Origin of the sequence: Microcoleus sp. AS-A8, from assembly GCA_039962225.1 — a bacterium.
Lineage (GTDB): Bacteria > Cyanobacteriota > Cyanobacteriia > Cyanobacteriales > Coleofasciculaceae > Allocoleopsis.
This window is the reverse complement of the sequence record JAMPKV010000043.1, coordinates 1-24342: the sequence shown is the minus strand read 5'-3', so window position 1 is coordinate 24342 and position 24342 is coordinate 1. Positions and strand designations below refer to the sequence as shown.

Annotated in this window: 19 protein-coding genes and 2 pseudogenes; 5 read left to right on the top strand and 16 right to left on the bottom strand. The window is 47.1% G+C overall.

Features of this window, described 5'->3' with window-relative positions; translation table 11 throughout:
- Positions 1-95: 95 nt before the first annotated feature.
- The 12 genes and pseudogenes from NDI48_31175 to NDI48_31120 form a co-directional block, all read right to left on the bottom strand.
- A pseudogene (locus NDI48_31175) lies at positions 96-1229 on the bottom strand (ATP-binding protein).
- Between the two features lie 123 nt (positions 1230-1352).
- A pseudogene (locus tag NDI48_31170) lies at positions 1353-2135 on the bottom strand (GAF domain-containing protein).
- 347 nt (positions 2136-2482) lie between these two features.
- Positions 2483-6553: a PAS domain S-box protein gene (locus NDI48_31165; GenBank protein MEP0835631.1), complete on the bottom strand. Its 4071-nt coding sequence runs from the start codon at positions 6551-6553 to the stop codon at positions 2483-2485.
- A 223-nt stretch (positions 6554-6776) separates the two neighbouring features.
- Complete coding sequence (locus tag NDI48_31160) at positions 6777-7139, bottom strand: hypothetical protein (protein ID MEP0835630.1); 363 nt, start codon at positions 7137-7139, stop codon at positions 6777-6779.
- 524 nt (positions 7140-7663) lie between these two features.
- Complete coding sequence (locus tag NDI48_31155) at positions 7664-10234, bottom strand: CHAT domain-containing protein (GenBank protein ID MEP0835629.1); 2571 nt, start codon at positions 10232-10234, stop codon at positions 7664-7666.
- Between the two features lie 124 nt (positions 10235-10358).
- On the bottom strand, positions 10359-11000 hold the full coding sequence (locus NDI48_31150; protein MEP0835628.1) for a HEAT repeat domain-containing protein: 642 nt from the start codon (positions 10998-11000) through the stop codon (positions 10359-10361).
- A 135-nt stretch (positions 11001-11135) separates the two neighbouring features.
- Positions 11136-11990: a HEAT repeat domain-containing protein gene (locus tag NDI48_31145; protein ID MEP0835627.1), complete on the bottom strand. Its 855-nt coding sequence runs from the start codon at positions 11988-11990 to the stop codon at positions 11136-11138.
- A 10-nt stretch (positions 11991-12000) separates the two neighbouring features.
- Entirely contained in the window at positions 12001-12273 is a 273-nt protein-coding gene (locus NDI48_31140) for a phycobilisome linker polypeptide (protein MEP0835626.1), read from the bottom strand.
- 103 nt (positions 12274-12376) lie between these two features.
- Positions 12377-13246: a phycobilisome linker polypeptide gene (locus tag NDI48_31135; GenBank protein ID MEP0835625.1), complete on the bottom strand. Its 870-nt coding sequence runs from the start codon at positions 13244-13246 to the stop codon at positions 12377-12379.
- Between the two features lie 229 nt (positions 13247-13475).
- The gene (locus NDI48_31130) at positions 13476-13580 is read right to left on the bottom strand and encodes a hypothetical protein (GenBank protein ID MEP0835624.1); all 105 of its coding nucleotides are present in this window, start codon (positions 13578-13580) and stop codon (positions 13476-13478) included.
- A gap of 157 nt (positions 13581-13737) precedes the next feature.
- The gene (gene cpcA / locus NDI48_31125; GenBank protein MEP0835623.1) at positions 13738-14226 is read right to left on the bottom strand and encodes a phycocyanin subunit alpha; all 489 of its coding nucleotides are present in this window, start codon (positions 14224-14226) and stop codon (positions 13738-13740) included.
- Positions 14227-14318: 92 nt separating this feature from the next.
- Positions 14319-14837 (bottom strand): phycocyanin subunit beta, encoded by a 519-nt coding sequence (locus NDI48_31120; GenBank protein ID MEP0835622.1) that lies wholly within the window; start codon positions 14835-14837, stop codon positions 14319-14321.
- 1177 nt (positions 14838-16014) lie between these two features.
- On the opposite strand from NDI48_31120, the gene NDI48_31115 reads away from it, so the two are divergent.
- Both NDI48_31115 and NDI48_31110 read left to right on the top strand, forming a co-directional pair.
- Complete coding sequence (locus NDI48_31115; protein MEP0835621.1) at positions 16015-16689, top strand: GDSL-type esterase/lipase family protein; 675 nt, start codon at positions 16015-16017, stop codon at positions 16687-16689.
- A complete protein-coding gene (locus NDI48_31110; GenBank protein ID MEP0835620.1) occupies positions 16686-16856 on the top strand; it encodes a hypothetical protein in 171 nt (56 codons plus the stop codon). Before NDI48_31115 ends, NDI48_31110 begins: the two co-directional genes overlap by 4 nt.
- Positions 16857-17080: 224 nt before the next feature.
- On the opposite strand, the gene NDI48_31105 is transcribed toward NDI48_31110, so the two are convergent.
- Positions 17081-17389, bottom strand: coding sequence for a hypothetical protein (locus NDI48_31105; protein ID MEP0835619.1), 309 nt, complete (start codon positions 17387-17389; stop codon positions 17081-17083).
- A 263-nt stretch (positions 17390-17652) separates the two neighbouring features.
- On the opposite strand from NDI48_31105, the gene NDI48_31100 reads away from it, so the two are divergent.
- Positions 17653-19509 (top strand): hypothetical protein, encoded by a 1857-nt coding sequence (locus NDI48_31100; protein ID MEP0835618.1) that lies wholly within the window; start codon positions 17653-17655, stop codon positions 19507-19509.
- 8 nt (positions 19510-19517) lie between these two features.
- Positions 19518-19730, top strand: coding sequence for a hypothetical protein (locus NDI48_31095; GenBank protein MEP0835617.1), 213 nt, complete (start codon positions 19518-19520; stop codon positions 19728-19730).
- 27 nt (positions 19731-19757) lie between these two features.
- On the opposite strand, the gene NDI48_31090 is transcribed toward NDI48_31095, so the two are convergent.
- Complete coding sequence (locus NDI48_31090; protein MEP0835616.1) at positions 19758-20558, bottom strand: SDR family oxidoreductase; 801 nt, start codon at positions 20556-20558, stop codon at positions 19758-19760.
- Between the two features lie 392 nt (positions 20559-20950).
- Here NDI48_31090 and lysS point away from each other — a divergent pair, with 392 nt between their 5' ends.
- The gene (gene lysS, locus NDI48_31085) at positions 20951-22147 is read left to right on the top strand and encodes a homocitrate synthase (GenBank protein ID MEP0835615.1); all 1197 of its coding nucleotides are present in this window, start codon (positions 20951-20953) and stop codon (positions 22145-22147) included.
- 34 nt (positions 22148-22181) lie between these two features.
- Here lysS and NDI48_31080 read toward each other — a convergent pair whose 3' ends face one another.
- Both NDI48_31080 and NDI48_31075 read right to left on the bottom strand, forming a co-directional pair.
- Positions 22182-23312: an AbrB family transcriptional regulator gene (locus NDI48_31080; protein MEP0835614.1), complete on the bottom strand. Its 1131-nt coding sequence runs from the start codon at positions 23310-23312 to the stop codon at positions 22182-22184.
- Between the two features lie 193 nt (positions 23313-23505).
- Positions 23506-24342: IS630 family transposase (locus tag NDI48_31075; GenBank protein ID MEP0835613.1), on the bottom strand; the 837-nt coding region annotated here is incomplete at its 5' end.

Sequence of the window (24342 nt, the reverse complement as noted above, 5' to 3'; positions counted from 1 at the left end):
AATATTATTCCCTTTAGCATCAGAATTAACTGAGATTGGACTTTTTTGGGTACAGTGACGGGACAGCCGCCAAACCCGTGCCCCAAGTGGCTAGCTTAAAGCAAGTTGAGAATCACTTTGACTAACTCATTCGGCTCGACTGGCTTGGCGAGATGGTGTTGAAATCCGGCGGCTAGTGCCTGTTGCCGATCAATTTCCCCAGCATAAGCCGTGAGAGCGATCGCTAAAATCTGTCCGCCTTGCTCTGGTGGCATTGCCCGGATTTGGCGCATCAGCATATAGCCGTCCATGTCAGGCATGCCAATGTCACTCAACAGAATATTTGGCTGCGATTGCTCCAGGAAAGCGATCGCTTCTCCTGCTGATGTCACAGTGCTGACTTGTGCCCCCAACTGTTCAAGGACGAAGGCAAAAAACTCGCGGCTATCTGTGTCATCATCAACGACCAGTACCCGTATGCCTGAAAGCGGTGAGGATTGAGGAACCAAGGGTGAGAAATTGCCTTCTGCTTTCGACCTGTCACTTTTATCCTTGATTAGAGGCAGCCTAACTGTAAATGTGGCTCCCTGTCCTTCTCCTTGACTGTCTGCCGAGACAGTACCACCATGTAGTTCCACCAGATGCCGTACAATCGCCAACCCTAACCCCAGTCCGCCAAACGTTCGAGTTGTGGTTGCATCCGCCTGACGGAAGTATTCAAACACATGCGGCAGGAAATCAGGAGAAATGCCTTTCCCCGTATCCCTCACTTGAATTTGAGCCTGTGAGCCAATTTGCTGCAACAGGACTTCTACTCGTCCTCCCTCAGGAGTAAACTTAACGGCATTGGTCAGTAAATTCCAAATCACCTGCTGTAAGCGAGCAGTATCTCCCAATACTTGCCCGATTGTTGGGTCAAATAGGGTCTGAATTTGAATGGACTTCGCTTCTGCCGCTAACCGCACGGTTTCTAATGCGGCTTTAATCGTAGCGGCTAGATTCACCGGAGTCATGTTCAAGCTGAGTTTGCCCCGCAGAATGCGAGAGACATCCAACAAATCCTCAATCAGTTGCGACTGGAGTTGAGCATTGCGCTCAATTATTTCCAACGCCTGAGCCGTTTTTGCGGCATTTAATCTGCCGTTGCGAAGTAGCTTAGACCAACCCAGAATCGGGTTGAGGGGCGATCGCAATTCATGGGAGAGTACCGCCAAAAATTCATCCTTGATGCGGTTTGCTGCCTCAGCTTGCTGGCGGGCTTCCTGTTCGCGGGCTAGCATCTGAATGCGTTTCTCCTCCGCCCACTGCCGCTCTAGTTCAGCAGCGATTCGCATGGAAAAGATAGAAAGCAGCGTTTCTGTGAGTTGGGCATTTTCTAAAGGTTTGCGATCCATCACACCCAGTAATCCTAATGGTGTGCCAGTTGAGTCAAAAAACGGAACCGCGATATAGCTTTCTATTTGCAGCGGAGCGAGTAGGGGAGCGTGGGGAAATAGAGCTTGCACATGTTGCGGGTAGCAACAAATCTTTCGGTGCTTCAGCACTGCTTGACAAGGGGTATCTCGCAGTAAATACTCGAAGTTGTCTACAATTTGACCCTGGGCACAGGTGGCGATCGTTTGAATCGCTTCTTCTGAGTCGCGCTCGACAAGTAGACCAATGTAGGCGTAATCCACTGCCAAAACGTTGGCAAAATGTTGTACCAGCGCATAGAAGAATGCTTCACCCGTTGCGGCTGAAACCCCCTGCGTTACGGCTAGCAGTGCCTTATCGATTTGAGTAATGCGATTAGCTGAATAGCGGAGTTCCAGTTCGTCCACCACCATCGCGGCTAAATCAGCCAGAATGGTTTGCTGCTCTGCACTCAAAGCATCACGGGGCTTGCTGTCTAGCAGACAGAGGGTACCCAGATTAAACCCATCGTGGGTGACTAGAGGAGCGCCTGCATAGAAGCGAACGCCCGGTTCACTTTGCACAAACGGATTACACGCGAACCGCTCATCTTGTCGGGTATCTGGAACGATTAAAACCTGATTGTATAAAAGCGCAAAGCTGCAAAGTGTAGCATCTCGCGGAACTTCACTCAAATTGAAGCCGTGGCAAGACTTGAACCAGGCTCGCGATTTGTCCACTAGCGAAACGAGAGCGATCGGCATCTCAAATAGCCGTGCTGCCAATGTGGTAAGGCGATCGAAGGCAGCTTCGGGAGGAGTGTCGAGAATGCGATACCGATATAGAGCCGCCAAGCGCTCAACTTCGTTATCTGGTATCGGAGCATTGGGCATTCGTTCAGCCATCAGGTCGGTCATGAGATTTGAGTGATATCACTTCTGTTTACATAGTCATTATTAAATTTTCTCCCCTTCTCCCCTTCTCCCCTTCTCCCCTTCTCCCCTTCTCCCCCTCTCCCCCTCTCCCCCTCAGACTTAACGATGACTACCTAACCGGAAGTGATATGAATGCATTGGTCAGGATTTGGAGACGAGGATGAACAGCATTTGCATTATCTAGTTCGTTGAGCCAGATCGGCAACGACCTTCACCAGTGCCTCTGGCTCAACGGGTTTGGCAAGATGTCTTTGAAACCCCGCTGCGATCGCTTGTTGCTGATCGATTTCCCCAACATAAGCCGTGAGGGCGATCGCTGGAGTCTGCCCGCCCTGCTCTGGCGATCGCATTCTCACTTGCCGCATCAGCATATACCCATCCACTTCAGGCATCCCAATATCACTCACTAACACCTCTGGCTGAAACTGAGCTAAAGCCCTGAGGGCTTGTGCGGCTGTTGCTACAGCAACGACTGTTGCTCCTTCCTGTTCCAAGACAAAGGTGATATAGTCCCGCATATCGGTAGTGTCTTCTACCACCAATACTTTAATGTCCTGCAATCCTGAAGGAGGTTTCGACTCTCTAACCTTTTGAGGGATTGCTGATTGATCCGGCATTAGAGGGAATTGTACAGTAAAGGTTGCTCCCTGACCAACGCCGGGACTAGCTGCCTGAACCGTGCCTCCGTGCAGTTCAACGATTTGGTGAACAATTGCTAACCCCAATCCCAATCCACCAAATTGTCGAGTGGTGGCACTATCCGCTTGACGGAAGTACTCAAACACATGGGGCAGAAAGTCGGGGTGTATTCCTTTGCCGGTGTCGCTCACCGTCATTTGAGCGTTAGTACCAAATTGCTCTAATCGCAGATCAACTCGTCCCCCTTGGGGAGTGAATTTAACAGCATTGGACATGAGATTCCAGATCACCTGCTGTAAACGGCCGGAATCACCTAAGATTCTCCCAACATCTGGCTGGAGCATGGTTTGAATTTGAATGGACTTTGCCTCAGCCGCTAGTCGCACGGTCTCCAAGGCGGCTGTAATGGTTGCAGCCAGATTAACAGGAGCAACATTTAGGCTGAGTTTGCCTCGTAGAATTCGAGCAACATCCAGTAGGTCATCAATGAGTTGCACCTGAATCTTCGCATTGCGCTCGATTGTCTCCAATGCATACGTCATTCGCTTTTCATCCAGCTTGCGGTCTTGCAGTAGCCTAGACCAACCCAAGATGGGATTCAGAGGCGATCGCAATTCATGGGACAGCACTGCCAGAAACTCATCCTTGATACGGTTGGCGGTTTCGGCTTCCTCGCGTGCCGCTTGCTCACGCGCTAACAATTGCTCGCGTTCGGCTTCGGCAAGCTTACGATCGCGAATATCGCGGGTAACGGTGGCAAAGCCGATCAATTCTCCAGTCTGCGGCTCTTTAATCACAAACTGGTTGTAATCAACAGCGATCGCTTCTCCTGTTTGAAAATGTCGGAATCGATATTCGCCGCGCCAAGTTCCATCGCGCAGTGCGGTCGGTAGAATGTGTTCCTGCACAAACGCTCGATCTTCCGGCAAGAAGCAGTCGATGACTTGAATTTGCTGCACCTGTTTCAAGCTGTCGAGTCCGACCATCGCACGTCCAGCAGGGTTGACATACTGCCCTTGCCCGTCCATTGAGGCAATGCCAATAAAGTCAGGGCTGTTATCAATCAGGGTAATCAGCTTCTGCTGCTCAGCTTCGGCGCGCTTGCGATCGCTAATATCGCTGACTAGCGCCACAAACCCAACTACTGCTCGATGAGTGTCAAATTGGGGAATGTAGGTTGCATCGACATAACGGGTTCTACCGTCTTGATCAGGAATCTGGCTCTCAAACGTGACTTGCTCTCCTGCCAGCACTCGCTCCACATAAGGACGAATTGTTGCATAGGCAGCTTCACCCAACACATCCCTCAGCGACTCGCCATAAATTTCGCTGGGAAGATGCCCAAACCACTCTTTATACTTCTGGTTGTTGAAGCGGTATCGCTGCTCAGAATCGATAAAGGAAATTAAAACCGGGACCGCATTCGTGATTAAACGCAGTTCTGCTTCTCGTTGTCGTAGAGCTTCTTCAGCTTGTTTGCGATCGGTGACATCGGTGTGAATGCCAATCCATTCACGAGTTGTACCATCCTCCTCAAACACGGGCACTGCACGCACGCTCATGTTGCGGTACATGCCATCGTGCCGCCGCAAGCGATGCTCAACTTCATAGAAGGTAGACAGTGCAACTGCCGTTGACCAAACTTGTGTAGTATGGGCTTGATCATCAGGATGGACGGCGTTGAGCCAGCCCCATCCTTTGAGTTCATCAAACGTTTGTCCAGTAAAGGCGCTCCAACCGGGCTGCTCAGTGACAAATTCTCCTTCTGCTCTGGTATCCCAAATAATTTGAGAGGTGGCTTCGATCAGCGATCGATAGCGCTGTTCACTGTGGCGTAGTGTGGCTTCGAGTTGCTTGCGATCAGTGATGTTGAGTGCAGTTCCTAAGAACCCATTGGATCGTCGGGCTACCCCCTCTCCCTCGAATTGTGCCTGCCCGTTGGCTAATAGCCACTGCTCGGTTCCGTCAGACCACACGACGCGGTAATCAATTTCGTAAGTACCTGATGAACTAGGATCGAGTGCCGCGCTGACAGCGTTCGCTACACGCGCCCGATCATCAGGGTGGATGCGCTCCATCACCCTCTGAAGGGGGAGCGTCACTGCATCATCCGGCTCGCCCCAGATCTCGCGCATCCGCTCGTCCAACTCAACGAGGTCTGTGCTAGGGTCGTAGCGCCAAGTCCCAAGCCGACCCACCTTGATGGCAAGGCGTGCACGCTCCTCACTTTCCTGCAATGCCTTTTCTGCAAGTTTTCGATCAGTAATGTCAATGGCGACACCCAAAATTTGACGGGGTACGCCATCTACCGTGCGATTGAACACAACAGCTTGAGAATACAACCAACGCCACTCGCCATTGACATGGCGATTCCGGTACTCAAGTCCGCGAACTGCCCCATCTGGCACCCAACGAAATTCCTCAAAGTAAGCGATTATGCCCGCTAAATCGTCTGGATGGCTGAGCCTTGAAATAACGTCTGCTCCCATTGCCTCAACTTGCTCAGGCGTATAGCCCAATAAATCTGTAATTTGGCGATTGGCATAAATATTCCGCTGTTCGAGCAAATCGTACACGAATAGAATTCCAGGCACGGTTTCAGCAATCTGCTGGCTGAAGTGCTGACTCTCTTGTAACTGAGCTTCTGTGTGTTTACGCGCTGTAATATTCTCGAACGCCAATCCGAAACAATGGTTTGGTAGCGGAAAGGCTTTCAAGCTGTAAATACCTGTGGTAATGCCATCCTCACTGTACGGAACTTCTCCTAAATCCAGGGCAACTCCTGTGCGAATGACATCCATGTAGTGCTGCACTAGCGGCGTTTGCAGCAGCATGGGAAAATTTTCCGCCATGGTTGTTCCAATTAACTGCTCAAAATTGATGCCAGTCGCTTTTGATGCGGTGGCATTGGCAATTAACAGTCGGAAGGAGCCTGGATCGTTGAGGTCTTCTAGTTGCCAAACTACAATCCCGACCTGAGCATTTCGGACAACATCCGCATAAAGTTGCAAGCGTTGCTCGACTTGCTTGCATTCGTCTTGGACGCGCACGCGATCGCTATTGACATCCTGCAAAACCTGAACCCTTGAGTAGATTTCCGCTTCCATTGCGAGAGTGCGAACTCGCACCGATTGATTCTCCTGGTGTTGTTCGTTCCGCTGTTGTTGAAGTTGAAAAAACTCCGTTACATCCTCAACGCGATGAATAATATAGGCAACTTCATTGTCTGCTCCTAAGACAGGTGAATTCACTGGACTCCAGTACCGTTCCTCAAATCCACCGCCTTCTGATTCTGGGCGCTCTATGTCATATTTTTGAATCGCCATGACATCTGTGTTTCGATTCTGACGTACTGTTTGTAGCGATCTCCGCAGATTTTGCGCTCCGGTTGCCAATGGATCGTCAGGGTTCTCTGGGAACACTTCAAAGATACCGCGTCCTAGAATTTCCTCGCGTTGGGTTTTGGTTGCGTGCAAGTAAGCATTGCTGACTGCCACAATTGTGAACCTTGGGGAATCCGGTGCTACTACTAAATACGCACCGGGTACTGACTCAAAGAGCAAGCGAAAATCCAATGTCGAACCCGCCAGATTTGCTTCACCTATCACAATCCCTACCCTTCCTGCGAGAAATATTGCGCTAAAAGCCCTTTGCTTCTATCTTGAAGTACTTCTGAGGAGCAATGGCTAAGTTCGTCAACGAGCGTCTGAATTTGCCTTAATGCCAGAGGGGAAGGCTGAATATGTCTATTTTATTTTCCCAACGGTTAATCGTACCGTAAGCAACAGCAAGTGCCTCCGCCAGTTGCACTTTATAAGTTTAAAACCTAAATCAAAGCCAATTGCCAATCAAGATAAAAGGCGACCAAATCGCTGGATGAGAGTATTCCCAATGATTAATTATCTTCAACTGCGCTGTTTGCAGTGCCTCAGCTTTAGTGACATTTGGTTGTTCTAACTGAGCGAAAGTCTTCTTTGAAGATAAGGAAAAATTAGTAAAATATTTAACGAACCCTAAAATAATAGGCCTAGCGGCTGTTTGTGAAGTGGTTGGAACCCTGATAACATTTTTAAGAATCGATATTTTCAATGAAAAATTCCCAATCGGTCTTGCTATATGCGACGCCTTCATAGGGTTCGGAATTTTTGTAATAGTATTTAATTTCTCTAGATTGCTTAAAAAGCTAAATTTCAAAGTTAGTAAAATTATCCTATTCATTTCTCAATTTTCCTATGAAATGTATTTATGTCAATTTATAGCTTTACTATTTGTAGAGAAGCTTTTAGCTAAATATCTCAATCCAGTTGGGCCCAGCTTAGTTATGCTTTTAACTATACCTATCTACTCTTTAGCTGTAGGAATAGATATTTTGGCATCATTCATTGTACAAAAAATTACATTGTTCCTAACATCAAGATTCTCAGGGGCTTTTAGAGCATTGGTTTAATAAAGGAGTTACGAGAGCTAGGGATCGCCTTGGGGAAGAGTCAGGAGTTGGCGATCGCCCGTTCCACCAGATGTGATACCAAATCCGGGTTAACTACCCCTTTTATGGCTGGAGATAAGGCACAGCCAGACGGCAGACGGCAGAAGGAATAAAAGACTGAAGTTGAAAAGGGAGTGACTGAGGCGGATTTGGTATAATATCGTACCGCTGGATTTTCCGTAATAGCTCACTCCTGCCTGTGGTGCGTAATCGGCAAGCTTCACCGTTGCACTCAAAGCCAATTGCCAATTAGGATAAACGGCGACCAAACTGCTGGGTGAGAGTATTCCAAATGATTAATCATCTTCAACTGCGCTGTTTGCAGTGCCTCAGCTTTAGTGACATTTGGTTGTTCTAACTGAGTGTAAAACTCTTCGATCAGGGGAACTGTAGCTTCATCATTAATATTCCACAAGCTGGCAAGAGCACTCTTAACCCCTGCACGCACAGCTACACCCGCAATTCCCAAAGCCGCTCGGTTATCACCGGCTGCTGTTTGACAGGCACTTAAAGTTAGCAGTTCTACGGGTTGTTGGTTTCGTTGCGATCGCTTTTGGGATAATTTGGCTTCACGCAAAACCTCGTCAATTTGCTCCAACGTCATCCGTGAGTCGAAGGTCAATAAAAAGGTACTCGCGGCATCGACTCCAAATTTGCCATGAGTTGCAATGTGAACAACGGGATAACTCTTGTTTCGCAATTGCTCTTGTAGATTTGCTAGGGTAAAGTCCCGATCCAAAAGTTTAGTACCGCCCAGAAGTTTTTGCACACTGGCTACTTCAGTACGGACATTTGTTAAGGCGATAAAAGGTGGACGCTCTACGGTTAAGCCCATAATTAAAGCACCAGAGTAGTGTTCTGGAGCACTCGTGCGAGTAGTGAGTGCCAAACTAGGTGTTGTGGCGATCGCATATTTCTCAATCAAAAACTGTTGACGATTATGCAACGCTGCCATCGGCACTTGGCGCAACATTGCATCTTGGATAAAAATCAGCGTCTTGACTTTGGCTGCTGCTAAATCTGCCTCCAAGGGACGAATCAGGGCGTTATAGATTTTTTGAGCCGGTAGTAAGTATTCGTTGGTTGAACGTTTTTCGAGTAAGTGACGTAATTGGTCAATTTCTCGCTGCATTTGTTCCTGCTGGATGGGAACCCAATAGCTGGTTAATTTACCGTCAGGCAAGTGCAGAATCATTTCAGTATGATCATCGAGAATCACTGAGTAAATAATGGCAGCATTGGCATCACCTAAACTCACTTCACTCTGGGCATCTGCCTGGGCAACTTCTATACACTCGTTGCCAAAGTAGTTTTGCAGTTCTGCTAATTTGAGCAATTCTAGAGTATTGATCACTTTACTCAAATTGGTTTTCTGTTGCTCTTGACTAGTGACCCCAGATGGTTCTAGTAATAGTTGCATCAACTCGCGATAAACGGGTTCAACGGAGTCGCGGAAGTCAAATTGTAAATTAGTGTTAATTGCTAGTAGATTGTTGCGAATGCTCTGGAGGGTTGCGATCGCTTGTTCGTAAGAGGCGATCGCCTCTTTTGTCTTCCCGGCGGCCTTCAACAACCGCCCAGTTTGCCACTGCCAGCGATAGGCACTATCAGGTGCATTGGCTTGCACGGCTACCCATTGTGCTTGTTGCGTTAACTCCATCGCCTCTGAGGTTTGAGCCGCTGAGTTGTAAATCTGCCCTAAACTACCGAGGGCAAAGGATTCCGCTCGCTGATCTCCTATGTTTCTGGCGATACTAACGGCTTTTTTCAACACAAGTGAAGCGTCTAAAGCATTTCTCCCTTGCTCTGGATGCCTAAAACGCTGTGCAAGGTTGATCAAGATGTAGGCTTTATCCCGTGAGTCGGGTAAACTTTCGACCCTTGCTAATAACTTTTCGCGGTTTCTCGTTATGGTCGCCCAGTCAGGCGATGGCAATTGCTCTAGTAGACGATTGAGATTCAGTAATGTCTTGATGTAGGTGATGCCGCCTACGGCTTGAGTCTCGCGCAAACTTTCGTTAAAGGCTGATTGTGCAGCCGCCATCTCTTGTTCTGCCAACTGCATGAGCCGAACTTTTTCGGGTTCATCCCCTTCGACACGAGCAACGTTTGCCTGATAGCGATACCGTTGAGAACGGCTGATGTAGAGATTACCTACATTATTCAGGGAACTGGCGATATAGTCTGGAGTGTTAAGCTGACGGGCAATTTTTAAACTCGCTTGATGAGAGAAGAGAGCTTGTTCGTAGTTACCCACCGCCCAATAGGCATTACCCAAGGCTCCCAAGGTTGCTGCCTGGGTTTGCAAGTCTGGGATTTGTTTGGCACGTTCTACCGCCGAGTGTAAAATTTTAATCGCCCGTCGATTCTGCCCCAGTTCGTTGTAAGCTTGTGCTTGCTCTGTCAGAAGCTTGGCTAACTGGCTACGTGCGGCCTGATCGTCTTGATGTTGGTAAATTTGAATAGCTTGCTGCCAGTGGGCGATCGCTTCCCCTGATTGTCCGATTTGCCGATAAGCCAGCGCTAGGTTACTGTAAACGGCGGCTCGCTCTTTCGCGCCTGTAATTTGTGGTAGGACTTGTTGCCAGAGTGCGATCGCTTCCGTAAATTTCCCAGCTTGATAGTGTTCGACTCCCTGCTCTACGACACGAGAAGACGATTCTTGAGTGAGGTTTGAGGTAATCAATGGCCTCTGAGCCGTCGCTGACTGAGCCACTTGTGCTGCTAACCCAACGTGGCAGGCAGAGCAAAAGACAAGACTGGCTAAGAATAAAACACTGAATCGACGCCAATGCTGCCACATTTAGAACTTTTTAGGCAACTTGCCAGGATAAGATAAGCCCATTTTAGGAAAAGTCTTTCTTTCCTGTCGTCTAACGGCAAGTTGATCAAGCAATCATCCCACGGCAATCGAGGGCGTGGGATTGTCAACCCTTGTGCAGTTGATCCAACGCCAGGTGAGCACGGGCGCGAACCGCTAAATCAGATTCTGTCTTCAGCATTTGCTCAAAATGCTCACTTACGGTTTGGCAAATATCCGTCTGAGTCTCTGCTGCGGAGGTTGCCAACCCTTGTAATCCCACAACGCCAGCATAGCGAACCACCCATTCCGGGTCTTGGCATGTTAAGCACAGAGTCTTGAGAGCTTTCGCTTGGGCGGCTGAAACGTCTTGAGCGGGTAAAGCAGACCAGCGCAGATTACCCAAACCTTTGGCAGCGGAGCGACGGACACTCATTGCAAAGTCAGTTTCTGCCGCTTCTCGCAATGTTTCTAGCGCTCTTGGGTCGCCAATTCCAGCTAAGGCTCGAATCGCCCAGGCTCTACCACTGTAGTTGTAGTCATCCAACAGGGCAAGCAGTTTTGGCACGGCTACTTCTCCTAATTGCACCAACCCATCCACAGCGGCTACGGCTGCACCAGGGTTGTTGTAGCTGAGAGCCGCAATCAAGGTAGGAATCCCTTCCTCTAAACGGGCAGCCGCTAAGGATTGCACTGCATCTACCAATTTGTGTGAAGAATCCGCCTGCTCAACGGATTGAATCAGTTTTAGTCCTCGGTCATTCGTCATGGGTCACTTCGATACACAGGCCAGGGGGTGTGGGGGGTAGGGTCGTTCTGTATCCTGGGGAGAGATATTCAGGGAATTCTCCCCATCTCCCCTCCTCAACTTTACGTCTCTCACGTCCCCTCTTTTTCTGATGGACTATAGCAGATTATCCATCAAAGTCATTACCTGAATCGCCGCTTCCGATATGGATGAGGACTCTGTGGAGTTGTTTTTGACCTGGTACTCTAAAAGTCCTTTGAGAGAAATCAGCTTCAGGCTATTTTCTGCCAAAGTTTCAGCGATCGCTTCTGCTGCGGGTAAATAACCAATGGCTCCCAAATCGCTCATCGCGGCTCGTCGCAGTTGTAGCTTTTGTCCCTCTAAAGCCTGGATTAATCTCTTAGCATAGATTGGATTTTTTGTCAACTGGTACATCCCTCGTGCAGCGGCGTATTGTACCAGCTCTATCGGATGATCGAGAAAGGGTTGAATCAGGTCAATGGCTGTGGTGGCACCCAGGGAACCTAAGGCTTCAATCGTTGCATTGTAGGGTTGCGCCAAATGGGGACAGCCCGGTATCGGTTGAGCGGCTTCTAACCCACCTTCTAGTAGTTTCATCAACTTGGGGATACAGACCGGATCGCCCAGTATCCCTAATGACTCAGCCGCGGCATCACGCACGTAGAAATCTGAGCAGTCTAAACAACGAATAAGTGCGGGCACGGCTTTTCGGTCTCCCAGTTTGCCCAGTGCCCTCGCTGAATTCCGCCGTAGGGGGTAGCCGCCGTCAGGCGTCCGGTCCGTCTCATCCTCCAACGTGGCGATTAGCGCATCAATCGCTGCCGATTCGCGAACTCTGAATCTGCCCAGCCACCAAGCTGCGTAATAGCGAAGTCCTTGGTCTTGGCCTTGTAGATTAGCGATCGCCTGCTCTACAGTTAAGGACTCGCTACCCTCCGGTGACTTTCCCGGTGATAAAGATTCAAAATTCTCAAAACTCGACTCTCGCATGGAGGCTTAGTTAGTTTTCTGATTCGGTAGCGGGTTCAGCGTCAGAGGTTTCAGAGGTTAATGGATGAATGCTGACGATTTTGCCACCCAACCGCGTAATCCGTTGCATCTCTTCATTCATCCGGTTGTAAGGCACGGTGATGAACACACTGGCACTAGAGCGAATTGGATAATCGGTATTATCCGTATCTACGCTTTGACGCAGGCCAACGACTTCATAGCGAAAGCAGCGACTGCTAGAAGGTGAAATACCCGCTCTTCCAGCGACAATTGAACCCAACATAGTTTATATCCTCATCAGAATACAGAACTCAGAATTCACAAGGTTCATGGGTCATTAATTATTAGCCAAAATCCAATAATGAACGGCCCATGATTCATTCAAACTAGATAGGAGTCACGCTGGCGATTTTGCCACCTTGGCGTAGAACTCTCTGCATTTGGGTGGATAGCTCTTCATAAGGAACGATGAAGGCTTGGTTGATCCGGCGCACGTTAGGATATCTGGGCTGATTGAGTCCAGCGACTTCCACGCGGAAGAGTCGGCCGGATTTCCCAAACGTTGCTGCCCCACCAAAACCACTGCTGGGAGTGACGCCTCTCGCGGAAGGAAGGTAGGCAAAGCTACCATTGCTACTAGAGGGATTTATCACGGTGGAAGCACCATTCTGAGCTAACTCACTGGCAAGGCGAGAAGAAGTGCCTTTGAGTTGGGCGCGATCGCTGTTGGCATAGCCGCGATAAAGTTGGAACATACGGCTAAACCCTACGGTTTTTTGCCCGGTTTGGGTCTCGAAACCCCGATAGTAGGGCACGATATTTTCACCGAAGTTGCCCTGATACTCTGGCGAATCAATGTAGGAATCAATGTCGGCATCGTACCCTTTGGTTTCGTACAAGTCCAAGTGATGAATCACCTCAGCCTCGTCATAGGGTGCCCGACCCAACAAATGCTTATAATTGAGTTCAATGACCCGCGTTTGGAAACTGTTATAGAAAAACTTAGATTTGTACAGTTCCGATTTAGCCACCTGACGCACAAAATCTTGCACTGTAATCTTCCGATCGCGCAGGAGAGATTCAGCACTGGTGAGGCGCTCAGATTTCATTAAATAGTCGTTGCCCAATAGCTGACGGTAGACAGCGCTAATGACGGCTTCAACGTCTGATCTACTTGCCGTGGGGCGCAATTCTACTGGAGTTGCATTGCTAAAAGCTGATGTTCCTAGTCTAGATGCTGCTGTCGTAATTGCCATTCAAACTTCTCCTTTGCTAATAGGTAAGCAGATAGGTGTAACTTTACATAACACCCGAATCTTTCCAGCTCTTGTTCTGATTATTTTGAGCTGAAATTTATTTTGAATTTATTCACGCCTACCTGCTTAATAGAAGGGAATAGGTCACAGGTAATAATTCTTTCCCCTTCCCTATTTTCCATTTCCCATTTTCCATTTATGCAGGTGAGATGCTCATCAATTTCCTCCCCTAGCGATTCAATTGCTGCAACTTACTGGACAACTGAGCGTAGGGTACGAGCAATTCCGTGGTATTCTGTCGCGCCACAGATGAGTTTAGGTAATCGGCTTGCATCACCCTAAGCCGATAAATATCCCTCCGACGACCAAACAGAAAATGTTTTTTTCAAGTCTTTTATCAGAATGGTGAGAATAAAACTGCCCGGTAAGATGAACAACTCTGACTCACTTTGTTGGTAGAGCTGCTTACCTTACCGGGCTACACGCGCCTATTAGCTCAGGGCGTTAATTGCATAGTCGATGTAAGAGTTGGCTTCGGTAGCCGCATCACCAGTGATACCGTGATTAGCCTTGATGTACTTCAGGGCTTCAACGTACCAGCTAGGAGATAGTTCAAAGGTGCTGTTGATTTCATCCAAGCCAGCAACCAGGTACTCATCTAGAGGGCCTGTGCCACCAGCAACCAAGCAGTAGGTCACAATCCGCAGGTAGTAGCCGATGTCACGAACACACTTGTCCTTACCACGCTGGTCAGCTGCATAGTTGTTACCTTGCATTTGCGTGGTGTAGGGGAACTTGTTGTACACCGCTTGAGCTGCGGCTTGAGCTAAACGGTCAGCGTTACCGCTCAAGCTTTTTGCTGCTTCTAAGCTAGCTGTAGCCTGGCGGAAGCGACCAAAAGCAACTTGGAGTTCTGTGCTGGAAAGAAAACGGCCTTGAGAATCAGCTGCTGAAACCGCTTCGGTCAGAGGTGTCTTCATCGTTGAGGTATCTCCCTAGTGTTTTACAAAGTTCTGGTTGAAATTTTTTTTGCCCAACTGACAAGTGTTAGCGAATAGCGCTTAGCACTAGATTAGGAAACAGCAGCAGCTGCGCGATCGAAGTAGCTAGCCACTTCAGACATCAGAGCGCTGCAATCACCTTGGGTGATACCTGTACGATCATTGGCAATTGCGATTGCGGCATCCTTCATCTTTTGAACGCCTGCTGCTACAGAAGCGCCAGGAACACCTAGAGCCAAGTAGGTTTCACGCAGACCGTTCAAACAACGGTCATCCAGAACACTGGCATCACCAGCAAACGTTGCGTAGGTGACATAGCGCAGGATGATTTCCATATCGCGCAAGCAAGCGGCCATACGACGGTTGGTGTAAGCATTTCCACCAGGAGCAATCAACTGAGGTTGCTCAGCAAACAGAGAGCGAGCGGCGTTAGCAACAATGCTGGAAGCGTTGCCGGTGATACGGTTGACGGTATCGATCCGCTTGTTGCCTTCTTTGACCATAGAGATCAAAGCATCCAATTGACCAGAGTTTAGGTATTCACCGCGTGTATCAGCTTGTGCAACAACCTTTGTGAAAGCGTCGAACATGAAAGATAACTCCTACTTACTGGGTGGTTAGTTTTGGGTTTTGCTTAAGAACTGGAGGAAGCCAGTTCGGAGCAGTTCGAGCAGCTAGGGATGTCAACTACAGACAGCCGTTAAAATTTTAGTTCAACTTGGTCTCTAATTCCGCATGTTCTGTATACCAGGCAACAAGACGGAGCTTTTGAGAAATCTGAGAAACTTTTAGGCTTTTATGAGAAACCTAAAAACTTGCTGAACTAGTGTTTTACTTAGCTTTTGCCTGTCGTCGATTCCCTCACCGTTTTTTTATACACCGTCTCTGGGTCTTAGATCTATTACAAATTGTTAAGATGCTTAAACCCGATCACCCAGGCAAAATAGAACTTAAACCCTTATACATCAAGGCTTTGCAGGGTTCACATCTGTATTACAAGTTAACAAAATCTTAACAAATTGCATTGTTAGGAGGAATTTAGGGTAAGAGGACGCCAGTCCCCAAAACTTCCGTTTCCCGTGGGCGCGTCCACAGAAAGGCTGACGAAAACAACGGTTTGGCTTCTTCAGGGGAAGTCGCCTGCATAAGGCAGGTGTACAGGACTTACGCAAAGCTTCTATCTGTAGGGTGTGTTAGGTAACCCACCCTGACCGCTATAAATGGTGCAGCTACGTAAGTGCTGTGTTGCTGATGGGATTGAAAAATCAGCGAAATTCGCTGAGTATACTTCGCTTGGTAAATCATCCCGAAAAAGGGCAAGTCGTAGAATGTGTTCTGGAGCTATAAGCGGCTTTGCTCGAATTAGCATTTACCAATACAAATTCAAGGGGTCTTTATAACCTGTACAACTTATGTTGAATCCTTTAAATAGGCGTTATTGCAGTTAATAAGAACGCTAAAAAAACTGATTAATAAATTCAGGCTTATAAATTTTTATTCTACTAAAATCTCCTCTATTTCTTTTTAGATAGCTGATAATTTAGCTATGTTTTACTGGTTAATTCGATCTAATTTCGCTTCTATTAATGCTCTTTTTATTTGTTGGAGATGTTTAATATCTACCTGCTTATAGTGAGTTGTTCAATCCAGATGCTATCGCTATAGCAGTATCTCCGCTTTCCGTTGTGTGGAGTTAAGATGTGATGAACTTCATCATGGAGGAATGGAAGAGTAAGATGTTGTACTCATTTGACCTGAGTGATCAAGATGGCAAAGAAGTTTAAAGCCTGGTTTGTGAGTCTGAGCTTTGGCTGGTTGCTGCTCTTAACAGGATGTCAACGCGACATGATTGTTCGGGAAGATGTCAACAACTTGAATCGAGGCACAGGAGAGCAAATCATCGCCTTGGGAGATAGCATCACGGCGGGTGCAGGAGTCGGAACTCAAGCTGCTTACCCTAATATTCTCAGCTCACTTCTGAGTCTGCCAATTGTGAACCGAGGCAGAGGCGGCGATACAACAGCAACAGCTTTGAGTCGTTTACAGCAAGACGTGATTCAGGCAAACCCTTGGTTAGTCATTGTTGGGTTGGGTGGCAATGATTTTTTGCAAAAAGTTCCGCTAGCCCAAACCGAACAGAACCTTCGACAAATTGTTACTCATCTTCAAGAAAAAGGGGCAATTGTGGTTGTGTTAGCCATGAATGTCAAACCCTTTAATGGCAATTATGGCAAAATGTATCAACGAGTCGCAAACGATACCCAAGCTTATCTGATTCCTGGAGTTTTAGAGGGCTTGAACGACCCCCGCTATCTTTACGATGAGATTCATCCCAACCAAGAAGGACATCGGATTTTGGCAAGCCGCGTTGCTTCTGGATTAAAGCCGCTATTAGATGAAGCCAAAAAGCCACCCAATTTGTCAGGTGCTGCGAGGGAGTGAGCAGTAAAATTCGAGGCGCTGCTCTTGTCGAATGGGGGAAAAGTGGTGCCGATTTAGGACTGAAAGACTTCTTAATTACACAGGAATTGCCGAAATCTACGCCCAAAGAGCCTGTTGAAAGACAGGGAAACCAAGGGGGTTACTCCTTGGGCTTGGGAAGCCCCTAGTGTAGCGTAGCGAAACTAGGGGTAATTCACCTTTCCCAATCTGCCCATCACCCAAATGATTACCCAACCGATGCAAAAAGCGATTGCTCAGGGAACCAGTCGGATGCTGCGCGAACTGAAAACAGAACTAGGTCAATTAGGACAATGATGCAAAGCTTTCGCTTCCGCGAACGGACAATTCAGCTCCTGCGCCCAGAAATGAATGAAAAGCTCCACAAACCAGGTTAATTAATCAAGGCTTCTACATTCTGTCGGAAAGCCATTAACGCTTGTTTCCCCGGATAGTCTTTTATAGACAAAAAGATAGCATCAGATACTTCTTGTGACACAATGGCCTTGATTTCAATATTGGTATTGTAGCCTGCCATATCTCCCAATCGTTGGCCGTGGCTACCCTCACCTTGCACTTGATTAACGGTGTAGCCGCTTACGCTATAGCTTTTCAACAATTGGACAAGAGCATCTTTTAGCACTGTTTCACCAATAACGGTGAGTAGGACGGCGGGTTGAACTGGGGCGGCTTCGGGGGGCATAGGGAACTCCACAGAATAGGTTTGGGGTTATCGAGGTAATTGAGAGGGGTCTGTTGCCAAAATGGTGTTGTCAACGCGTCCTTGAGTTCATCATACCTTTTAGATAAGGTGGCGATCGCTCTTTTCAATCTTCCTGACTGCTGGTTGTCCGGTTGTGCGGTACGAAATACGGTTTGGCGGTTGTTAGGATGTGACTAACTTGATTGAAGGTTCCGCTAGTTAACCACAACTTATATTTACAGTTTTAGCAGGAGTTTACAGGGGTGAATATCAAACTTTTGTTGGCTGCGCTGCTGCTGACTCTCACTCATCCATCCAGCGCAGTCATTGGACAAGGTGCTAAGCAGGAACAGGTTCTAGCTGCTGAGCCGGAGAAGGTTCTAGCTGAAGCAGACTTATTAGCTTCTCTTGCAGGAGACTACACTACCATTAAGCAGCCTGACCGAGCCATTCAGCTTCTAGAAGAAGCTTTGTCTTTCAATCAAACCCTGGCAAACCCCTGCCACAGGCTCCAAATTTTAACCAATGTTGCGGGTAACTTCGCCTTTGTGGGGCAAGAAGCCAAAAGTTCTGCACTTTTTGCTCAAGCTCAAAAAATTCTTGAGACAACTAAATACTGCGAACCAGAACCGTCTGGATCTGCTCGCAACGATCCGCAGACTTGGGTAATTGTAGCGGCGGGAAGCAATGCTGTAGAGGGTCGGCATGACGTAGCCCTTAGAATCGCAGCGAGTTTTGGAGACAAGTATCTTGAACGTATGCTGCTAGGGCTGCTAGATGCATACACTACTGACTCACGACAACCCGATCAATCGGCTGAAATACAGCTAAAGTTAGCTGATTACTACAACAGGACAGGGCAATCTGACAAAGCTGCTCAAGTCTGGCTTTCCCTAGTCAACTACTATAACGAGATAGGTCAGCCTGACCGAGCAGCCGAGCTTCAGAGTTTAGCTTCAAAAGTTGAGCGAACTTTCAAGAGTAGCGCCTCAAGCAACCAATCTCAACAAACTCAAGCACAAACAGAGCTTTTTCAGTGTTTTGCACAAAAAGAAACCAACACCCTTTTGGCAACAAGAACAATTGAAGAAACTCTAGATCGAGAGCAGCTAAGGCAAATTCTCAACATTTGCAAGCAAGTAGAACTAGCTGAACAAGCAGACGTTCCTCCACTGGCTTTTAAGGCTCTTGAACAAATCGTTGTAGGTACACAAAAGATTGCAAATCCTATTTCGCGATCGCTTACATTTACCGCAGTTGCCAATCTGTATGCATCTGTGGAGAAGGATGCAGAAGCAGCCGAGCTTTTGAATAAAGCACTATCGGATTTACGAGCAGGTGCGAAAAATTTACGATCGGATGCTGGTTTTGAGGCGAGTCGTGCGCTTGAAGAAATTATTGCTGGGTACTTAAGAATTGGACAAATCGATCGGGCACTCGAAGTGGCTCAATTGGTTCAAACTGGCAAACTGAATCTTGCTGCCTCCGACTTTTCTCAAGTTCCAGTAGACTCCAACTTTGCCTACCAAAGTTTGATGCCACCTATTGTCGCCTTCTATGCCCAAAATGGGCAGTTTGAACAGGCACTCCAGCTTGCTAATACCCTTGGTAGAGGTCATCGAGACGAGGCACTTCTTCGCATTGCCGAACAATATTCATCAAAAGGACAGTATGCCCAAGCGCTTAAAACGGCTCAGATGATTAAGGGTCTGGAAGTTCAAAATAAAGTTAGTGTCATTTACAGCATCATTGAACGGGCTATTAACGCAGGAAAACTAGACTGGGCGGTGCAAGCAACTCAGACAATGGATTGGACAAAGCAGACAACTCAAGCAACTGGTCAGACAATGGATGGAGCGACGAATGAGACTCGTTTCTATCGCAATAAACTGCTGTTGGCGATTGCTCGTGAGTACGCTGAGTTAAGGCAGTTCGACCGTGCAATTGAATCTGTTAATAGGATGAGTTCGGACGAATTTGGTAAGTATAGGAGGGTTAAGGCGCTGAGTGCGATCGCTCGTGAATACGCTCAAGCTGACCAGACTGAGGAAGCTGTAAAGTTACTAGAGCAAGCGGTAGCAATTGCTCGTTCCATGTCACCGGCAAAAGCTTCTGGTTGATTCGCCGATTGGAGCTGTATTATTTGCGATCGCCTTTGCCAGTGCCTGAAGGGCGCTCGCTCTGTAGCAAGTTCTTCTGTAAGAGCTTCCATCAACCTATCACGGTAGGACGAGGTGCAACAGGCAATCTGTCTGTGTTTCGTCGTGAGGAAACTAGGCGTTCTGGGCGAGAGCGTTCCATCAACCCAGTGACTAGGGGGAAAGCGATCGCTGACAAGTAAGATGAAACGCGAGAAGTGGATTTTTTATTACAGATTCCCCTCGGATGGCAGGTGAGCGGAAAGTACAAGCGACCCACCATTTACGTGAATTACCTGACCAGTAACAAAGCTGCTCACATCCGAGGCAAGATACAGACATGCCTCGGCAATGTCCTCAGTAGTTCCAAGACGGCGTACAGGTATGATGTTCTTGAGCTGTTGATACTTTGCCTCCAAATTCGGATAATCTTCAGCAATACGATGGGTATCAATTGTGCCAGGGCTGACGGTGTTGGCTGTTATTCCATCGGGGCCGAACTCCATAGCAATGGCTTTTGAAAAAGCGTGAATACCACCTTTGCACGTCACGTTATGAGCACGATAAGCAGCGCCGACAAATCCGTCGTAACCGGATATATGAATTATTCGACCCCACTGTTTGGCTTTCATTCCGGGCAAAGTTGCACGGGCAAGGTAGAAGGCAGAGCTTAAGTTTGTATTTATAACTCGCTGCCAATCTTCAATCGAGATATCTAGAAAAGCCTGTCTTGGTCTGATTGCCGCATTAGCCACCAGAATATCAACTGCGCCAAACGTTTCGATAGAAATATCGACCATTTTCTGCACAGCATTTGGGTCACCGATATCAGCGATGACAGCTATTGCCTGACTCCCCAAATCACGGGCTTCCTGGGCAACTTTTTCTATGGCTTCCTGATTCTGATGACCATTGATTACAACATTTGCCCCTGACGACGCGAATAATAACGCGATCGCCCTACCAATATTTTGCCCAGAACCAGTAATCAGGGCGGTTCGACCCTGTAACAGTTTATTGCGATCTTTCATGACTTTGCGCTAATGGGTACAGGAATATTTAATCGTATCACCTGTTCTATGACTCAAAGATACGCCCTAGTCAACTGCCCTACTTTTTACTGCTTTTCCTATTTTTCAATCAATTAAAATTTTACAATAATTATTTCATGGTTTTATTTTTAACTTAAATTTTCAATAAAAATTCATAAAAATAAAAGTAGCATTTTTTAGAATTATATCAAACTTAAGAGAGACAACAAGTTATAAGTTTCAAGTTAAATTTGAAAAACTTTAGGATTGCATTAGAACAAAAACAGACAGTTTTCTATCAATTGATAAATTAAATTAAGTTGATAGGATAGAACTCCTCCTAAAGACACAGCTCAATATGAATAATTGCTCCAAAGAAAATGACTACATCAATGCCAATAAACCAGTTTGCAATTGTTGAGAGTACTCTGCGGGAGGGAGAGCAGTTTTGTGGATCTAACTTTTCATCGGATGATAGAGTCGAGATTGCAGAGGCACTTGATAGTTTTGGTGTTGAATATATCGAAGTTACATCTCCTTGCGCCTCACCCCAATCTTACCGAGATTGTCAGCGTTTAAGTCGATTGGGCTTGCGATCCAAAGTATTGACCCACATTCGCTGCCATCTAGAAGATGCCAAAGTTGCCCTAGATACGAGCGTAAATGGAATCAATATGTTCATCGGCACCTCTAGTCTGTTGCGCCAGTTTGGTCATGGTAAGACCATTAATGAGATTGTCGATCTAGTAACTGAAGTAATTACCTTCATCCACGACCAAAGCCCTCAAACCGAGTTGCGCTTTTCCACCGAAGATTCCTTCCGGAGTTCACTTCAAGATTTGCTACAGGTTTATCTGGCTATCGATCAACTGGGAATAGTAAATCGTTTTGGCGTCGCCGATACTGTAGGCATAGCCACCCCGAATCAAGTTTTTAATATAGTGCAGATACTGCGCCAATGTACGAATAAAGATATCGAATTCCACGGTCATAACGACACTGGCTGTGCGATCGCAAATAGCTACGCCGCCCTTGAAGCGGGTGCAACTCATATCGATACAACGGTGTTGGGAATTGGTGAACGTAATGGCATCACCCCCCTCGCTGGACTCATTGCACGTCTTTATACGGTCGATCCAGAGCAATTGAATCGTCAATACTGCCTATACCAGCTCGGAGAATTACATCAGCTAGTTGCGGATAAAGTTGGAATTACGATTCCCTTTAACCACTACATTATTGGAGAGGCTGCTTTCAGCCACAAGGCTGGTATTCATACCAAAGCAATCCTGAATAATCCAAGCACTTACGAAGTGATTAATCCCAGTGATTTTGGTCTAACGCGCTCGTTTTTAATCAATCATAAGCTTACAGGTAAACATGCGATCGCTAATCGAGCTTCTCAACTGGGGCTAGACTTCGACCAATTCCAAATTCAAACGATTACCCAGAAAATTAAAGCCTTAGCTGACCAACAACACCTCACGTTAGATAAAGTCGATGAAGTTCTTTACTCTACCTTTAAGATGCAACACATTCAAAACCATGCTCAATTAGAGGAAGTGATAGACATTCCAAAAAGCCGATGAACCTAAGAGAATAGGAGTTAACCTCCTGCAATCTCTATTCCGCTTCTGATTGCTCATCAGACTTTTTTACATTTTTAATCAAAAAAGCGACTAACCACGGGGCAATCAACAGAATACTCAACATCCGGGTCAATTGCATTGCCAGTACCAACCCGGTGTCACCGCCTAGCTGCATAACCGTTGCAACCATCGCCTCAATTCCCCCAGGCGTGAACCCTAGGACAGCCGTTATCGTATCAACGTGTGTTACCACATGGAACTCATAGCCAACTGCCAAACAACTCAACATCAGTACAATTACTAAACCGACCTCAATCAACACGGCCTTCAAAAGTTTGTTGGCGATTTGCCAGTCAAACTGTACCCCAATAGAAAGTCCAACTAGGAGCAGTCCTGCACAAAAAAGGGACTGAGGCACCTGTAATTGGTACGGCAGTACCCAAAACGTGACTAGCCCTACGAGAAATGGCCCCAAAAACCCGGATGAAGGCAGACGCAATCGGCGTCCCCCCCAAACCCCCAACCCGCCGCACACAGCCAGCACCAATAAATTCAAAATTATTGGCAGTGATGGCAGGATATTTGTTATCACAACAGTGGCTGCGACTTGAGTGCCTGGGTTGACGGGAAAAAGGAAGCTGGCTGTAGCTGGCAGGAGTAAGACGACTAGCAATACCCGGATATACTGAATTAGAGCAACAGTCAGCGCATCTGCCCCCATTTCTTCACTCATGGCAACGATGCTAGAAGCGGCACCAGGTATGAAACCCAAAAAAGCAGTAGCGCGATCGATGCCAGCCCAACGGCTTAACAGGTAGCCGTTGAACATACTCAGACTACCCGTGGTAAAAACACACAGTAGCAGTGGTATGGCGTAGGTTGTTGCCACGCTTAGTGTCTCTGGGGAAAAGCGGGTGGCAGTGACGATACCGATGATGACTTGTCCAACCATTTTGAACGCCGGAGGTAGGGGTTGACGGCTACCTTGGATAATTGCATGGGCAATTCCCACAAGCATTGGGCCGAGTAGCCAACCTACGGGAACGTGCAGCCAGCTAAAGGATATGCCAGCTACCATCGCGATCGCTAGCAGTGCAATAGTTTTTATAAGTGTGCCAAGCTTGAGAGTCTTTTCTGTCTCAATTGAGTTCTGATCGGTCGTCACTACTATGTTTTCCTCAAAGCCTGGAAGTGGAATATCTTGACATGGTAGTGGATGTCGCAACATCAAGCAGAGTGGACAACCTCTAGTAGGACGAAGACTGGAACCAAACTGGACAGACAAAACATGGATAGTGCCACACGCCTTCAGACGCTTCTGGTTGATTCACCCGTTGGAGTTGTAAGCTGCCGCGCATCTAACTTGCATTAACAGCGTTTCCCTTATTTTTGATTTTTCGCGCCCACTTGATAATCAGGTCTCCCTCATTCAAAAGCTTGTTTAATACCTCTTCTAGTTCGGTTACGGATTGAAATAGTCGATGAGCTATATACTCTTTGCAAGAATGCCACACTAGCTCTATTAGATTGAAGTCAGGGCTGTAAGCGGGTAAAAACTCTAAAATAATGTTAGGGAAGTCTTTCTCGATATCGGCAATGATATCTTTTCGCTTGTGGTAACTGGCATTATCTAAGATAATGACTATCTTGGGTCCCTGGCTTTGAAAGTTTTCGGCTCTATTGCCTTGGGCTAGCCACTCCTTTAAAACAAATTCATTTAATTGTTTTAGCTGCTCATAAAAAGTTTCTGCATTTCCTTTTTTGATGAAGTAACACAATCTTTTTTTGTCAGATAACCGTAAACCTCCCATGACATTCACCCTGCCACGCCGTCTTTGTCCTGTGATTTTCTTGCGCTTTCCTTTTTTCCCCCAAGTCTTGCGCCTGAGGACTCGTAAACTAAATCCACTCTCGTCCCAAAACCATATCTGTAGCTGGGCTGGTTTGATTTTTGCTAAATCTAAGTATTGAGCTAACTTCTGCTTAAATTCACTTCTCTTTAGGGGGTTTTGCTTGTCCTCTAGGCTGTACTTTGCCCAGAGGTAAACGTACTTTTTTTGTTTTAATATCTTCCTCACTTGCGAGCCACTTAATTCAATTCCTGTTTGTACAGCTAGATACGTTGCCAAACGCTCTCCTGTCCAACGCCCAAATTCATATCCCAGTTCACTTGGTTCTTTTTCTATTGTTTCTAA

What these genes read in the sequence shown, in the direction of transcription:
- NDI48_31135 (MEP0835625.1), bottom strand. Translation starts at nt 13,246, where the DNA reads ATGGCAATTACGACAGCAGCATCTAGACTAGGAACATCAGCTTTTAGC.
- NDI48_31150 (MEP0835628.1), bottom strand. Translation starts at nt 11,000, where the DNA reads ATGACGAATGACCGAGGACTAAAACTGATTCAATCCGTTGAGCAGGCG.
- cpcA (MEP0835623.1), bottom strand. Translation starts at nt 14,226, where the DNA reads ATGAAGACACCTCTGACCGAAGCGGTTTCAGCAGCTGATTCTCAAGGC.
- NDI48_31130 (MEP0835624.1), bottom strand. Translation starts at nt 13,580, where the DNA reads ATGCAAGCCGATTACCTAAACTCATCTGTGGCGCGACAGAATACCACG.
- lysS (MEP0835615.1), top strand. Translation starts at nt 20,951, where the DNA reads ATGCCAATAAACCAGTTTGCAATTGTTGAGAGTACTCTGCGGGAGGGA.
- NDI48_31090 (MEP0835616.1), bottom strand. Translation starts at nt 20,558, where the DNA reads ATGAAAGATCGCAATAAACTGTTACAGGGTCGAACCGCCCTGATTACT.
- NDI48_31115 (MEP0835621.1), top strand. Translation starts at nt 16,015, where the DNA reads ATGGCAAAGAAGTTTAAAGCCTGGTTTGTGAGTCTGAGCTTTGGCTGG.
- NDI48_31140 (MEP0835626.1), bottom strand. Translation starts at nt 12,273, where the DNA reads ATGTTGGGTTCAATTGTCGCTGGAAGAGCGGGTATTTCACCTTCTAGC.
- NDI48_31105 (MEP0835619.1), bottom strand. Translation starts at nt 17,389, where the DNA reads ATGCCCCCCGAAGCCGCCCCAGTTCAACCCGCCGTCCTACTCACCGTT.
- NDI48_31120 (MEP0835622.1), bottom strand. Translation starts at nt 14,837, where the DNA reads ATGTTCGACGCTTTCACAAAGGTTGTTGCACAAGCTGATACACGCGGT.
- NDI48_31145 (MEP0835627.1), bottom strand. Translation starts at nt 11,990, where the DNA reads ATGCGAGAGTCGAGTTTTGAGAATTTTGAATCTTTATCACCGGGAAAG.
- NDI48_31155 (MEP0835629.1), bottom strand. Translation starts at nt 10,234, where the DNA reads ATGTGGCAGCATTGGCGTCGATTCAGTGTTTTATTCTTAGCCAGTCTT.